Source organism: Methylophaga sp. UBA2012, assembly GCF_002335235.1.
In the GTDB taxonomy this organism is placed as follows: Bacteria; Pseudomonadota; Gammaproteobacteria; order Nitrosococcales; family Methylophagaceae; genus Methylophaga; species Methylophaga thalassica.
In genome coordinates this window covers 1-12,811 of record NZ_DDCG01000018.1, presented here as the reverse complement: position 1 = coordinate 12,811, position 12,811 = coordinate 1, and the positions used below count along the sequence as shown (strand labels likewise).

Genomic DNA, 12,811 nt, shown 5'->3' with positions numbered 1-12,811 from the left:
ATTCCGATGAGCTTAAAGTGCAACGCTATCAGCGAGTAATTCGCCGCGCAAGGAGTTGGAGAAGGCTTCTTCAATACGCACATCCACAAACTGCCCGATAAGACTGCGGTCACCAGGGAAATTCACTACCCGGTTATTTTCTGTGCGACCGGCCATATCACCACCACCGCGATGAGCTTCGCGCTCAACTAAAATACGTTGAGTGGTGCCAATCATGGCTTTGGCATGCTCGTCTTCCAACTCACGTAAACGATCCTGCATGATTTGCAGACGACGTTTCTTTTCTTCTTCGGAAACGGAATCCACAAATGCCGCGGCCGGTGTCCCAGGGCGAGCGCTATAAACAAAGCTGAATGAATGATCGAATTTAATCTCGTTGATTAAATCCATGGTCGCCTGAAAGTCTTCTTCCGTTTCATTAGGGAAACCGACAATAAAGTCACTCGACATACTTAAATTCGGTCTGACTTCCAGTAATCGGCGAATCTTACTTTTATATTCCAACGCGGTATGACCACGCTTCATCATCGTCAAAATACGATCAGAACCCGACTGAACCGGTAAGTGCAGATGATTCACCAACTCTGGCACTTCGGCAAAGGCCTCAATCAGGCTGTCAGAAAACTCAACTGGATGAGAGGTGGTAAAGCGAATACGTTCAATGCCATCTATTGCAGCGACGTAATGAATTAACAGCGCCAGATCAGCGGTTTCATCACCTTCAATCACCCCCTGATAAGCATTCACATTTTGACCTAACAGGTTCACTTCACGCACACCTTGCGCCGCTAACTGACGAATTTCACGCAGAATCGGACCAACCGGGCGGCTGACTTCTTCACCACGGGTATAAGGCACTACGCAAAATGTGCAGTATTTACTGCAACCTTCCATCACCGAAACAAAGGCAGTTGGGCCATCAGCTTTCGGTGCTGGTAAATTGTCAAACTTCTCAATCTCAGGGAATGAGATATCAATGCTGGGTTTGCGGCTGATTTTGACCTCTTCCAACATGGCCGGAAGACGGTGCAAGGTTTGTGGTCCAAAAATCAGATCGACATAGGGCGCACGCTGACGAATCGCTTCACCTTCCTGGCTTGCCACACAGCCACCCACACCAATAACCAAGTCAGGACGTGTATCTTTCCAACGTTTCCAGCGACCAAGCTGGTGAAACACTTTTTCCTGTGCTTTTTCGCGAATCGAGCAGGTATTAAGAAGTAAGACATCTGCTTCTTCTGGAATATCTGTGGGTTCTAATTGATGAGATGCCGCCAGGACTTCTGCCATTTTTGATGAATCGTACTCATTCATCTGACAGCCGAATGTTCTGATATATAGTTTGCCAGCCATAGTTTCTGCTAAAGTCAAAGGGCGCACAGGATACTATTTTTTGCTTGATTAGTACATACAAGTGATTGTTTTTACTAATAACTGCAAATATAGTGTGGGAAGGAACAACAACAAGGAAGTGAATCATGGCAATCAAGGATTGGCCTGCCGATGATCGCCCTCGGGAAAAGCTTTTATTATCAGGTGCTAAGGCACTTTCTGATGCAGAGCTTCTGGCGATTTTTCTGCGCACGGGTGTGAAAGGATTTTCAGCTGTCGACTTAGCACGCAAACTCATTCATGAGTTTGGCTCTTTACGACAATTATTAGAAGCGGACCAGCAGCAGTTTTGTGAAGGTCATGGATTAGGTCAGGCGAAATACGTCCAGCTTCAGGCTGTTCTGGAAATGGGCCGCCGTCACCTGGAATCGAGTTTAAAGCATGGTGATGCCTTTACCGATGCTGACAACACCATGCGCTATATCAAACAACGTTTACGCGCCTATCCTCATGAAGTATTTGCTTGTCTATATCTGGATAACCAACATCGGTTTTTGTCCTTCGATGAATTATTTCGCGGCACCATTGATGGTGCCAGTGTTTATCCACGTGAAGTCGTTAAAGCAGCCCTAAAACATAATGCTGCAGCCATTATCCTGGCCCATAATCATCCGTCTGGTGTCGCTGAGCCCAGTCAGGCCGATATTCATATCACAAAACGAATTAAGTCTGCCCTCGATCTCGTCGATATAAGAGTACTGGACCACATTATCGTTGGGGATGCAGATGTCACCTCTTTGGCACAACGCGGTTGTATTTAACTGCGTCAATTGCCATAACGATAAGTGAAATGACCTATTTATCAGGTGTTTGATATCTCTACTATTGTCCAGTTTTTGAATTTAAATGGGTGAGATAATCATGAGAAAGTCACTGGAATTATTCAGTCTGGGCTTTTTATTAACGCAGTGTATGAGTCTGTACGCTGCCGATAATGGGCTAATCGATGATGCCAGCCTGAGCTTGGGTAGTCTGGTTGTGTCATCAGACAGCACAGGACCACTAACTTCACGCAATCTGTCGACATCAGTTGATGTGTTGAACCAAGACCGGATTGAAGATCAGAATGTGAGTTACACATGGCAGCTTTTTGACCAGATGCCGGGCGTGATGCTGACCCAGTTCGGTATGGGTAATGAGTCTGGCAAAATTTCCTTTCGTGGTTTTAATGGCGAAGGTGAAGTCAATGCAGTGAAACTGCTGATTGATGGCATTCCCAGTAATCAGAACTCCGGCAATATGCCCTATCTGGAGTTACTGACACCTCTGGAAATCGAGAGTATCGAAGTGGTGCGGGGCACCAATGACCCGCGTTATGGTTTACATAATATTGCTGGTAATGCCGGTATTTTTACCCGTCAAGGCGGTAACTATAATAAAGCTCGTGTCACTTACGGCAGTTATGCGACACGCAATGTGCAGTTTATCAGTGGCATGGAAAGTAATGGCTTTTCCCAGAACTATGCTATTAGCTATTTAAATTCTAATCGTTATCGTCACCACAGTGATATCGAAAAAAGTACCTTCTCTGGTAAGTGGTTTTATACACCTAATGATGGCCGTGCCCAAATCGGCTTTATTGCCAGACATGGCAAAGCTGAAGCTGATGAAGCCGGTTATCTGACCCGGGCAGAGGCACATGATGATCCAGAGCAATCACGACCGCATAACGCCGCAGATGGTGGTGATCGTATGATGAATCAGTTCAGTGCTCACTTGGATATTGATATCACGGATAATCTATTCTGGAGCAGCAAAGCTTATTTGAATGAGTTAGATGAAGATCGTTATGTCACCTTTGCAGCAGGCGGCAACCATAACGAACGATTAACCGAAGAAGAACATAAAGGCGCGTTAACTACCTTAACCTGGCGACCGGATGTGAGCTGGGCACATGAGTTCAGCCTGATGGGTGGATTGAGTGCTGAATGGCAAAATAATGAAAGTCGTCGTTATCTGGTGGATCTGGACCGCAATAGAACATCGCAAACCCGCAACCAGAACTTTGATTTTGATATTTATGGTGGATTTATTCAGGCTATTTATAAACCAACTGAGAAACTGAAAATTGTTCCCGCGTTTCGGGTTGATACCTTTCGTGGCAGCTTAAATGATAATGGCACGCATCGTGAAATTAACGATTATGGCAATATCAACCAACCTAAACTCAGTGCGGTCTATTCTTTTAATGAACAATATGCTGTGTATACCAACTGGGGCAAAACCTTTCAGGTCGCTTCCGGCGCTGCCAGCTATAAACAAAACGCATTATCAAACGATCTTGATGCTTCAATTAACGAAGGCTGGGAAGTCGGACTTAAATTTACACCCACAGATTGGTTAAATGGGCGAATTGCTGTCTGGCAGCAAGTGGCCTCAGGTGAATTTAAAACAAAGTTGGGAGACGCCAATAATGACAGTGAAAATATTGGTAAAACCCAGCGTCGTGGCGTTGATTTTCAATTCAATACACAAGCTTCTGACAAAGTTGGCCTCTGGTTCGCCGCATCCTTTCAGGATTCAGAAATCCTCAAAGCTGGTGCAGATAAACCTCTTAATAAAGGTAACGAGATTGATCATGTGCCACACTATTTGATTGATGCCGGGGTAGATTATCAAGCCTCACCAAAACTTAAATTATCATCTTGGGTGAGCGCCCAGGATGATGCATATTTAAACCAGGAAAACGATACCAATAAATACGGTCAATATGTGTTAGTGAATGCCTCAGCCAGTTATGCACTCACAGAAAAGGTCAGACTCGATGTTGAACTTAAAAATATCTTTGATCGTTATTATGAGTATGTGTGGATGAATTCAGAATCAATGCATTCGCCTGGCGATGGTCGCTCGATATATGGCTCAATTCAATATGACTTTTAAGCATTAATGACAAAAGCGCGACAGTTTTGGCTGAAAATTCATACCTACCTGGGACTCAGCATTGGCATCATGCTGGTCTTACTAGGTCTGACGGGCAGCATTTTAGTGTTCTATTTACAATTCGATATCTGGTTAAATCCAGATATCGAAGCTGTCTCGACAGCCCCCGTCAGTCAGCAACAAGCTGTCTTTGATCACTTACAGCAGCAATTTCCAACACGAACTGATTCCTGGCGTATTGAACAGCCACTTCATTCAGGCTGGCCAATTATGGCGCGTTATTACACGCCTGTTGAAACACGTGATCTGCAATTTGCGCCATTGATGGTAACAATCGATCCCGCCACATTAGAGATCACCAGTAAACGCTTCTGGGGCGAATTTGTGATGACCTGGATCTACAACCTGCATTACAACTTATTACTGGATAAAAACGGCAAAACGTTTATTGGGATCATCGGCTTGATTAGTCTGATATCACTGATTTCTGGAATAATTCTGTGGTGGCCCGGCTGGCATAAATTGCGACAAGTGATGGCTTGGCGGTTGCGCACCAGCTATGCAAAAAAAGTGTTTGATCTACATATTCTGTCTGGCAGTTATGGTTTCATTGTGTTGTTGATGCTCAGTTTAACGGGTGCAGCACTGGCTTTACCTACACAGACTCAGCAAATTATCAGTGTTTTTTCTCCATTGACTTCCAGCCCTATACTTGCTCGCTCACTGCAGCAGCAAGGAAAAAAACCTGTTATCTCAGCAGATACAGCGGTAGAGTCAGCTTTTAAACTATTCCCCGATGCTGAGTTACGCTGGGTAGAATCACCGGGAATCAAAAAAAATAGCTGGCGAGTCGTTTTCTACCAACAAGGCGAACCAAGCCGTCGTTTTCCACGAACACAAGTCTGGGTGAATGCCTTTACTGGTGATATTGTCGCTAGCCGTGATGGCTTAGCCGATAAAACTGGAGATAAAGTCTTAAACTGGCTACACCCCTTACATAATGGCGAAGCTTTTGGTCTAACTGGCAGGATTATTGTGCTTATCTGTGGTTTTCTGCCATTAATTTTGTTCATTACCGGCTTATTGCGCTGGCAACAAAAGCGGCACGCTAGAAAGCGCACCGCTTATCGTCATAGTTAATCTTCGTCCCAGTCTACCGGGGTATCTTTGAATACTTTTTTACCAGTAAACATGGCCGATACCAGACCATTACGCTCCCGAAGCTCGCTATAAACGACTCCCAGAATATGTAAGATGATGGCCAGACTCAGCACCCAGAATACGATCTCATGTATTTCTTTGAATGGTGAACGAAAGTCACGCATTTGTTGATAAGCCGCTTCATTCACGCCGTCTTTTGAATATGGCTGAACTAAGGCTTCTGTTTGTGGACTCTCTGCCACCCATGCTTTAAAACTATCGCCAAATGGTGGCATATACACATCGGTACCACCAAGCACTAACCCTGTTACCGCCTGAGTAGTTAACAAGATAAATAACAAAGTCACCATCAAACGTGCCAGAGGATTATGTCCTGCAAAACCAACCGGCTTACCCTCATTGATGCTATCCAGGTATAGTTGCCGTTGCTGTTTATACTTTTTTCCAAGCGGAAAAATAGCTGCCCAGCGACTAAATCGGTTACCAATAAAACTCCAAAACAGCCGTACGGCAAGATTAATCACAAACACATAACCCACATATACATGCCATGTTTTTAACAAGATTTTGCCTTCTGTCGTTACGCCCAAGGCTTTACTGTTCATAATTGCCACACCAATAGCAATCAACGCAATAACCGACAATACGTTTATCCAGTGAAACCAGCGAATCATGCGATCCCATACTGGGTACTCTGTTAATGTTCTCGCCATTTGTTTTTTCATTTTTCTCTCTCTCCTTGTTTATCTACACGGCAATATTCGCCACTCCAGTCATGTAGATAAGGTGTGATGGTTTTATGCTCTTCTAGATGGGCCTGCCACCAATCTTTCAGAAAAATAAGCACTTGTTCGGGCCGCTTTTGATGTTTTGCATGCTCACAAACAACTTTGAATTCGGTGATTAGATTATCCATTTGCTGTTGATAGTTTTTCAGTTCTGGATACTCCGTTGAATTCAATATGCCTTCTTCTGTTTTGTAATGAAACACGATGTAACTTATCAGAAGCTTAACCGTGGGTAATAAGGACTCAAATTCCAGCCCTTGCTGGAGGAAATAATGCAGTGAATTTATGGTGGCGAGGATGGCTCTGTGCTGTTCGTCAATAATGGGCACTTGCTGACTAAACTCATCTTGCCATACCAGTAATAACGGTCTATCCATGTCGTTCACTCCCGCAACAAGCTATCGCATCAGACTGAGAATGGATATTTGATGGCTTCGTGATATTGGTAACCTTCAACCTCAAAATCATCCAGCGTGACCCAGGTTTCCAGATCCTTTAATGACTTAATTTCCGGGTTAATGTGTAAGCTCGGTGAAGGATAAGGTTCACGTTTCAACTGTACATCGCGCATTAATTGCAATTGGTCTTCGTAAATATGCGCATTCACAATCTTATGGTAGGCCTTACCAGGTTTCAGCCCAGAAATTTGCGCCATGATTTTGAGTAAGAAAAACACCTGTACCTGATTGAAGTTAAGGCCCAGAGGCACATCACAAGAACGCTGGTAAGAGGTTAAATAGAGCGTATCGCCCAATACAGAGAAAGTGTGGGTATGCATGCAGGGTCTGAGACAGCCCATATCAAACTCACCCGGATTGTAAAATGTCAGAATCTCGCCACGATCATCAATGCCACGCTTCAAGTCATCGGCGATTTTTTGTAATTGATCTAGTGTTGAGCCATCCGGTTTTTGCCAGCGACGACCTTGAACACCATACACCCGTCCCATATCATCATCACCTTTGCGATGAGGGTTATTCAGCCAGTCTTTATTATCATTGGCATTGGCATCCCAGGTGCGACAACCAATCGCCCGAAAATCTGCTGCATTGTCATAACCACGCAAATATCCCAACATTTCAGCAATGGCCGCTTTCCAATAACTCTTTCGTGTGGTGATTAAGGGAAACTGATTATTGGCCACGTCATATTCCAAATCAGCATTAATCACGGTCAGGCAACGTTTACCCGTCCGTTCATTTTCAACCCACTCACCTTCGTCGATAATACGTTGGCATAAATCCAGATACTGTCTCACTCAGAAGACTCCAATTCTCGCTGCAAAATTGCTGATGATTTTGGCATTGCTAGGTCAGACAGACAACCTCATTAAGGGGACAGATTATATTTCTGCATTCGATATAACAGGGTATCGCGGCTAATACCTAATAAGCGGGCGGCTTTAGAGCGATTACCAGCCGCCATATCCAGTGCCTGCTCAATTAAGTCCAGCTCCACTTTTGCGAGATCGATACCACTGGCCGGCAGCACAAACTGATGTTGCTCTATGGCCACTTCGGGGCGCATCTCTCTCGGTAAATCAGCCGGTTGCAATAACTCACCGACATGCAAAAGCGCCAGACGTTGACACAGATTCTGTAACTCACGGATATTGCCAGGCCAGCGGTAATGGACAAGGCTCTGTTCCGCTTCTCTTGAGAGCCTGACCACTGCATTATTACCAGCAAACTCTTTCAGGTAATGTTTCATCAGTAGCGGAATGTCTTCGGCACGATTACGTAAGGCCGGTAGCTCAATTGGCACCACCTGTAAGCGATAAAACAAATCAGCCCTGAATCGCCCGGCTTTCACTTCCGCAGGCAAGTCAGCACTGGTCGCGGCCAGAATACGCACATCGGCCACGTGTAATCGATGACTTCCCTGTAACTGACACTCACCTGCTTCCAGAAAACGTAAGACTTTTGCCTGCACCGATAATGGTAAGGCATCCACTTCATCCAAAAACACCGTACCACCTTCTGCCGCCAACAGCCGTCCCCGAAAGGTGACCTCGCCATGCTCATTACTTCGGCCAAACAAATCCAGTTCCACATCTTCTGTGGGTAATGCAGCACAGTTAATCGTTATCAGGGCATTATCACGTCGGCGGCTCTGCTCATGCAGACTTAAGGCAATTAACTCTTTGCCAGTCCCCGTTTCGCCACTGATAAGCACACTGGCATCACTCAAAGCAATCATGGGCAATGTACGCAGGATATGGGTTAAATCAGGCGATTGACCTAAAATTTTACTCATAACGCTTACCCCTGCATCAGATGTTGATGATCAGGCATGGCATGATGCTCATGCAGACTTTCCATCGGCCAGAACAAGGTCGCTAATGCCATCAGAATAATCAGTATCCCTGCCGCTTTACGTAAGTTAGGTGAGCGTCCCAGTGCCGCTAACATACCGGTAAACAAACCTGCGCCCATCACCGCCGGTAAGGTGCCCGCGCCGAATGACAACATCACCAGACCACCTTTGATCGGGTCACCAGCAGTGGCCGCAACGGCCAGTGCGGCATACACCAGACCACAGGGCAACCAGCCCCAAACCATACCCAAAAAAAACGCCTGGCTGCCTTTTCTAACTGGTAACAGTTTTTGCCCAATAGGCTGCAATAACCGCCATAAAGGTGCGCCCATACGCTCGGCACGAGCAAATTTAGGGAACCAGCCAGCCAGATATAAGCCCATTGAAATCATAATGATGACCGACAATACCCTGAGTACCCAATGTGCGTTCAGTTGGGTCAGTGGCGTACTTAACAGACCGACGATAATGCCAGCAAAGCTATAACTCAGAATACGGCCGACATTGTAGTTAAACACAAACGGTAACATCCGCCGCTGGCTCTCTCTTACTTCTTTCGGCAAGCTCAGCGTCAATGCGCCAATCACCGAGCCACACATCGCAATACAATGCACCGTACTGAATAAACCGAGTAAAAAAGCCGTGATATAGGAACTGGTAATAGCAGCCATGCTTACAGTCTTCTCTTATTTTTTTGATTAATTATCAGGTTAGCACGCCTTTTCAGCATGAATTTGTGTCATTTCACCTACTACTTATTGAAAAAACACACTTCTTAATAACGATAACTTCCTATTATTTTTGGTTGGGTTATCTGAGAGAGAAGATAAATGAAACGCACCAGTCTGTCACTCAGCATCATGCTGAGTTTATTCCTACCATCACTTGCTTATGCTGAACACAAGCACGATGTTGAAGAACTAGAGAAAGTCACCGTGTCTGGCCAAGCCATTCAACCGTTACCTCAAGACAGTGCCGGACTTGATCTGGAAGCACTCAAATCAAAGCGTGCCCAATCAAGTGATACGGCCTCTTTATTAAAAGGTATTCCAGGTGTCTCCTTATATGGGGCTGGTGGCGTATCCAGTCTGCCAGTGATTCATGGTTTAGCTGACGATCGTCTTCGGATTAAAGTTGATGGGATGGATCTGATTTCAGCCTGTGCTAATCATATGAATCCGCCACTGTCATACATTGCGCCGAATAATATTGCTGAATTAAAAGTGTATTCAGGCATTACACCAGTTAGTGCTGGTGGCGACAGTATTGGCGGGACTATCATCGTCAAAAGTAAACAACCTGAGTTTGCCAAAGATGCTGACAGCGTATTATCAAAAGGTGAAATCGGTGCCTTCTACCGCAGTAATGGCCACGCTCGTGGCGCCAATTTATCCACCACACTAGCAACGGAGAGCTTTAGCCTTAATTACACCGGTTCCACCAGTAAAGCGAATAATTATGATGCGGCAGATAGTTTTAAAACTGCAGGCCCCGCCGCCTCTGATCGTGGCTGGTTAGATGGTGATGAAGTCGGCTCCACCGCCTATGAAACACGTAACCATGCTTTAAACCTTGGCTTTAAACTTGATAATCACTTATTGCAATTAAAACTGGCCCATCAGGATATCCCTTATCAAGGTTTTCCAAACCAACGTATGGATATGACCGAAAACCGGAGTAATCAAGTCAATTTAATCTACAACGGCCTGTTTGATTGGGGCTCTTTGGAAGCCTCGGTTTATCGTGAAAAAACACACCATAAAATGCAGTTTGGTGATGACAAACAGTTTTTATACGGTACTGATGCGCTTGGTATGCCGATGGAAACGGAAGGTCGCAATACGGGTGTCTCGTTAAAAACAGAGGTCATGCTCAACGACCGTGATTTATTGAGAGTGGGGACAGAGATACAAAAATACCGTCTGGATGACTTCTGGGAAGCATCAGGCTCAACAGGCATGATGCAGCCAAATACCTTTGAAAATATCAATAATGGCCAACGCGACCGTTATGCCATTTATACAGAATGGGAAGCCAACTGGACATCAAAATGGACAACTCTGGCTGGTATTCGTCATGAAACCGTGAAAATGAATGCCGACAATGTTCAGGGGTATAACACAACAAATTACAACCCTACTGACTTCAATAATGCAGATAAAAGCAAAACCGATAACAATCTTGATCTGACTTTAATGGGACGTTTCACCCCATCTGATAATGCCAGTTATGAATTCGGTTACGCTCAGAAAACACGTTCACCTAATCTCTATGAACGTTATGCCTGGTCAACTAACGGCATGGCTATGCGTATGGTGAACCTGGTCGGTGATGGTAATGGTTATGTTGGGAATGTGGATTTGGAGCCAGAAATTGCACACACCATCAGCTTCACAGCGGACTGGCATGATGCCGACAAACAGGACTGGAATGTGACTTTCACTCCCTATGTCAGCTATGTAGATGACTTTATCGATGCCAAACGTTGTAGTGGTGGCACTGGCATGTCGGCATGCACAACAGCTAACCTGAGTGCAACAGATAACTTTGTCTACCTGCAATACGACAATGTCTCAGCGAAGTTATATGGCGCGGATTTGTCATTGGCTAAACACCTTTATCACGATGACCAGATTGGTCATATCAGTGGCCAAGCGGTGTTCAGTTATGTCAGGGGTAAAAACCGCGATACTGGTGACAATCTGTACAACATCATGCCATTGAATGCGACATTCACTTTACAGCATGCCAAAGGTGCCTGGCATAACACCGCTGAGTGGCAAGTAGTGGCTGCTAAAGATCAGGTAAACGATGAACGGAATGAACAGGAAACAGCGGGCTATGGCTTATTAAACTTACGTACCAGCTATGAGTGGAAACAAGCACGTGTTGATTTTGGTATCGACAATGTTCTGGATAAAGCTTATAGCGAACCATTGTCAGGTGCTTATACGGGTCAGGGAATGACAATGTCAGGTTCCGGTGTGCCTTGGGGCGTTACCGTTCCCGGCATGGGACGGTCATTTTATACGGCTGTCAGTTACTCTTTTTAGTTAAAACAAGGCATCTCTGCCGAGATTATCCAGAGATGCCTTTTTATTGCTTAGCTAGGCTACCACACTCAATTTCAAATCCACTTTTTTCAGTTGTTCCACTTCATGGGCCAGGTCGGCTTCAGTTAATGGATGCTCTTTTAACCAACCATCAGGCAAAACCAGCATCATCTTTTTACCGTCTAATTTTAACTTGATATAGGTATCGGCATGCTCAGACCGGCCGCGATTAAACACCATGGAAAGTCGCAGCAGCACCGTTAAGCGTTGTGTGCTTAACTGCATTTCATCCGATAATTTATTGATATGTTTTTTCGGGAATGAACGCCGTTGCCCTCTGACCATTACTGATAAGGCATGCTGTTCCTCACGGGAAAAGCCGGGTAAATCCGAATGTTCCACCAGATAGGCCGAGTGTTTATGAAACTGGTTATGAGAGATAGACAATCCTACTTCATGAAGTTTGCAGGCCCATTGCAGACGATGCAGTAACTCATCGTGATCCAGCTCCCACTCATGCGCCACTTGCTCATAAAGTTGGGTTGCCATCACCGCAACACGTTCGGCATGCGCCTCATCAACGTGATAGCGACGCATCAAGGCTAGGACGGTGCGATCACGCTCATCATCGTGCTGAATACGGCCAAGCAGGTCATACAATAACCCTTCTCTTAAAGCGCCATCGGATACAATCATTTTTTCAATGCCGAGTCGCTCGAACGCAGCAGCCAATACACACAAGCCACCAGCTAATACATTATTTCGCTCTTCAGACAGTCCGTCGAACTTTGCCTCTTCGACACTGCCGGCTTCGATAAGATGATTTACCATCTTCTCCAGCGCCTTGCCGGTAATCACGCCATCATCAGCCCAGCCGTGTTCTTTGCAAATATTGGCGACCGTTCGAATCGTGCCCGATGCGCCAACAGCCTCCTGCCAGCCAGCCTGACGATAAGGTCGCTGGATAAAACGAATACGTCTTGCCGCAGCCAACATCGCATGTTGCATCTGTGTCGCCGTGGTTTTGCCATCAGCAAAAAACTTCTGTGAAAAACTCACACAGCCCATTTCCAGGCTCTCGCGCATCAAGCCTTTAAATCCATCACCAATGATAAATTCGGTACTGCCACCGCCGATGTCCATCACTAAACGGCGGCTGTCATCAAAGCCCAACGAGTGAGCCACGCCCAGATAAATCAGTCGGGCTTCTTCTTCACC

The 12,811-nt window shown here is 45.5% G+C and carries 11 protein-coding genes; 4 read left to right on the top strand and 7 right to left on the bottom strand.

The window, feature by feature from the left end; genetic code table 11:
- Window positions 1–12: 12 nt before the first annotated feature.
- On the bottom strand, window positions 13–1,353 hold the full coding sequence (gene miaB, locus B2248_RS12745; RefSeq protein ID WP_273178436.1) for a tRNA (N6-isopentenyl adenosine(37)-C2)-methylthiotransferase MiaB: 1,341 nt from the start codon (window positions 1,351–1,353) through the stop codon (window positions 13–15).
- A gap of 125 nt (window positions 1,354–1,478) precedes the next feature.
- On the opposite strand from miaB, the gene radC reads away from it, so the two are divergent.
- The 3 genes from radC (at window position 1,479) to B2248_RS12730 (ending at window position 5,415) form a co-directional block, all read left to right on the top strand.
- A complete protein-coding gene (gene radC, locus B2248_RS12740) occupies window positions 1,479–2,153 on the top strand; it encodes a RadC family protein (protein ID WP_273178437.1) in 675 nt (224 codons plus the stop codon).
- A gap of 100 nt (window positions 2,154–2,253) precedes the next feature.
- Window positions 2,254–4,275, top strand: a complete 2,022-nt coding sequence (locus B2248_RS12735; RefSeq protein WP_273178438.1) for a TonB-dependent receptor — start codon at window positions 2,254–2,256, stop codon at window positions 4,273–4,275.
- Window positions 4,276–4,281: 6 nt separating this feature from the next.
- Complete coding sequence (locus B2248_RS12730) at window positions 4,282–5,415, top strand: PepSY-associated TM helix domain-containing protein (RefSeq protein WP_273178439.1); 1,134 nt, start codon at window positions 4,282–4,284, stop codon at window positions 5,413–5,415.
- Here the strand turns inward: B2248_RS12730 and B2248_RS12725 are convergent.
- The 5 genes from B2248_RS12725 to B2248_RS12705 form a co-directional block, all read right to left on the bottom strand.
- Window positions 5,412–6,161, bottom strand: coding sequence for a cytochrome b/b6 domain-containing protein (locus tag B2248_RS12725; RefSeq protein WP_273178440.1), 750 nt, complete (start codon window positions 6,159–6,161; stop codon window positions 5,412–5,414). The two genes, B2248_RS12730 and B2248_RS12725, sit on opposite strands and share 4 nt — an antisense overlap.
- Window positions 6,158–6,601 carry a bacteriohemerythrin gene (locus B2248_RS12720; RefSeq protein ID WP_273178441.1) on the bottom strand — a complete coding sequence of 148 codons (444 nt, stop codon included), beginning with the start codon at window positions 6,599–6,601 and terminating at the stop codon, window positions 6,158–6,160. The genes B2248_RS12725 and B2248_RS12720 overlap by 4 nt, the downstream gene beginning before the upstream one ends.
- 29 nt (window positions 6,602–6,630) lie before the next feature.
- Complete coding sequence (locus B2248_RS12715) at window positions 6,631–7,482, bottom strand: thymidylate synthase (protein WP_273178442.1); 852 nt, start codon at window positions 7,480–7,482, stop codon at window positions 6,631–6,633.
- 71 nt (window positions 7,483–7,553) lie between these two features.
- Entirely contained in the window at window positions 7,554–8,480 is a 927-nt protein-coding gene (locus tag B2248_RS12710) for a sigma 54-interacting transcriptional regulator (RefSeq protein ID WP_273178443.1), read from the bottom strand.
- 5 nt (window positions 8,481–8,485) lie between these two features.
- Entirely contained in the window at window positions 8,486–9,211 is a 726-nt protein-coding gene (locus tag B2248_RS12705) for a sulfite exporter TauE/SafE family protein (RefSeq protein ID WP_273178444.1), read from the bottom strand.
- A gap of 159 nt (window positions 9,212–9,370) precedes the next feature.
- Here B2248_RS12705 and B2248_RS12700 point away from each other — a divergent pair, with 159 nt between their 5' ends.
- Window positions 9,371–11,593: a TonB-dependent receptor gene (locus tag B2248_RS12700; protein ID WP_273178445.1), complete on the top strand. Its 2,223-nt coding sequence runs from the start codon at window positions 9,371–9,373 to the stop codon at window positions 11,591–11,593.
- A 54-nt stretch (window positions 11,594–11,647) separates the two neighbouring features.
- Here the strand turns inward: B2248_RS12700 and B2248_RS12695 are convergent.
- Window positions 11,648–12,811 (bottom strand): Ppx/GppA phosphatase family protein (locus tag B2248_RS12695; RefSeq protein WP_286723175.1); only part of this gene is annotated, 1,164 nt, incomplete at its 5' end.

Excerpts from the sequence above, each read along its gene's own strand:
- miaB (WP_273178436.1), bottom strand. The coding sequence starts at position 1,353 with ATGGCTGGCAAACTATATATCAGAACATTCGGCTGTCAGATGAATGAG.
- radC (WP_273178437.1), top strand. The coding sequence starts at position 1,479 with ATGGCAATCAAGGATTGGCCTGCCGATGATCGCCCTCGGGAAAAGCTT.
- B2248_RS12735 (WP_273178438.1), top strand. The coding sequence starts at position 2,254 with ATGAGAAAGTCACTGGAATTATTCAGTCTGGGCTTTTTATTAACGCAG.
- B2248_RS12730 (WP_273178439.1), top strand. The coding sequence starts at position 4,282 with ATGACAAAAGCGCGACAGTTTTGGCTGAAAATTCATACCTACCTGGGA.
- B2248_RS12725 (WP_273178440.1), bottom strand. The coding sequence starts at position 6,161 with ATGAAAAAACAAATGGCGAGAACATTAACAGAGTACCCAGTATGGGAT.
- B2248_RS12720 (WP_273178441.1), bottom strand. The coding sequence starts at position 6,601 with ATGGATAGACCGTTATTACTGGTATGGCAAGATGAGTTTAGTCAGCAA.
- B2248_RS12710 (WP_273178443.1), bottom strand. The coding sequence starts at position 8,480 with ATGAGTAAAATTTTAGGTCAATCGCCTGATTTAACCCATATCCTGCGT.
- B2248_RS12705 (WP_273178444.1), bottom strand. The coding sequence starts at position 9,211 with ATGGCTGCTATTACCAGTTCCTATATCACGGCTTTTTTACTCGGTTTA.
- B2248_RS12700 (WP_273178445.1), top strand. The coding sequence starts at position 9,371 with ATGAAACGCACCAGTCTGTCACTCAGCATCATGCTGAGTTTATTCCTA.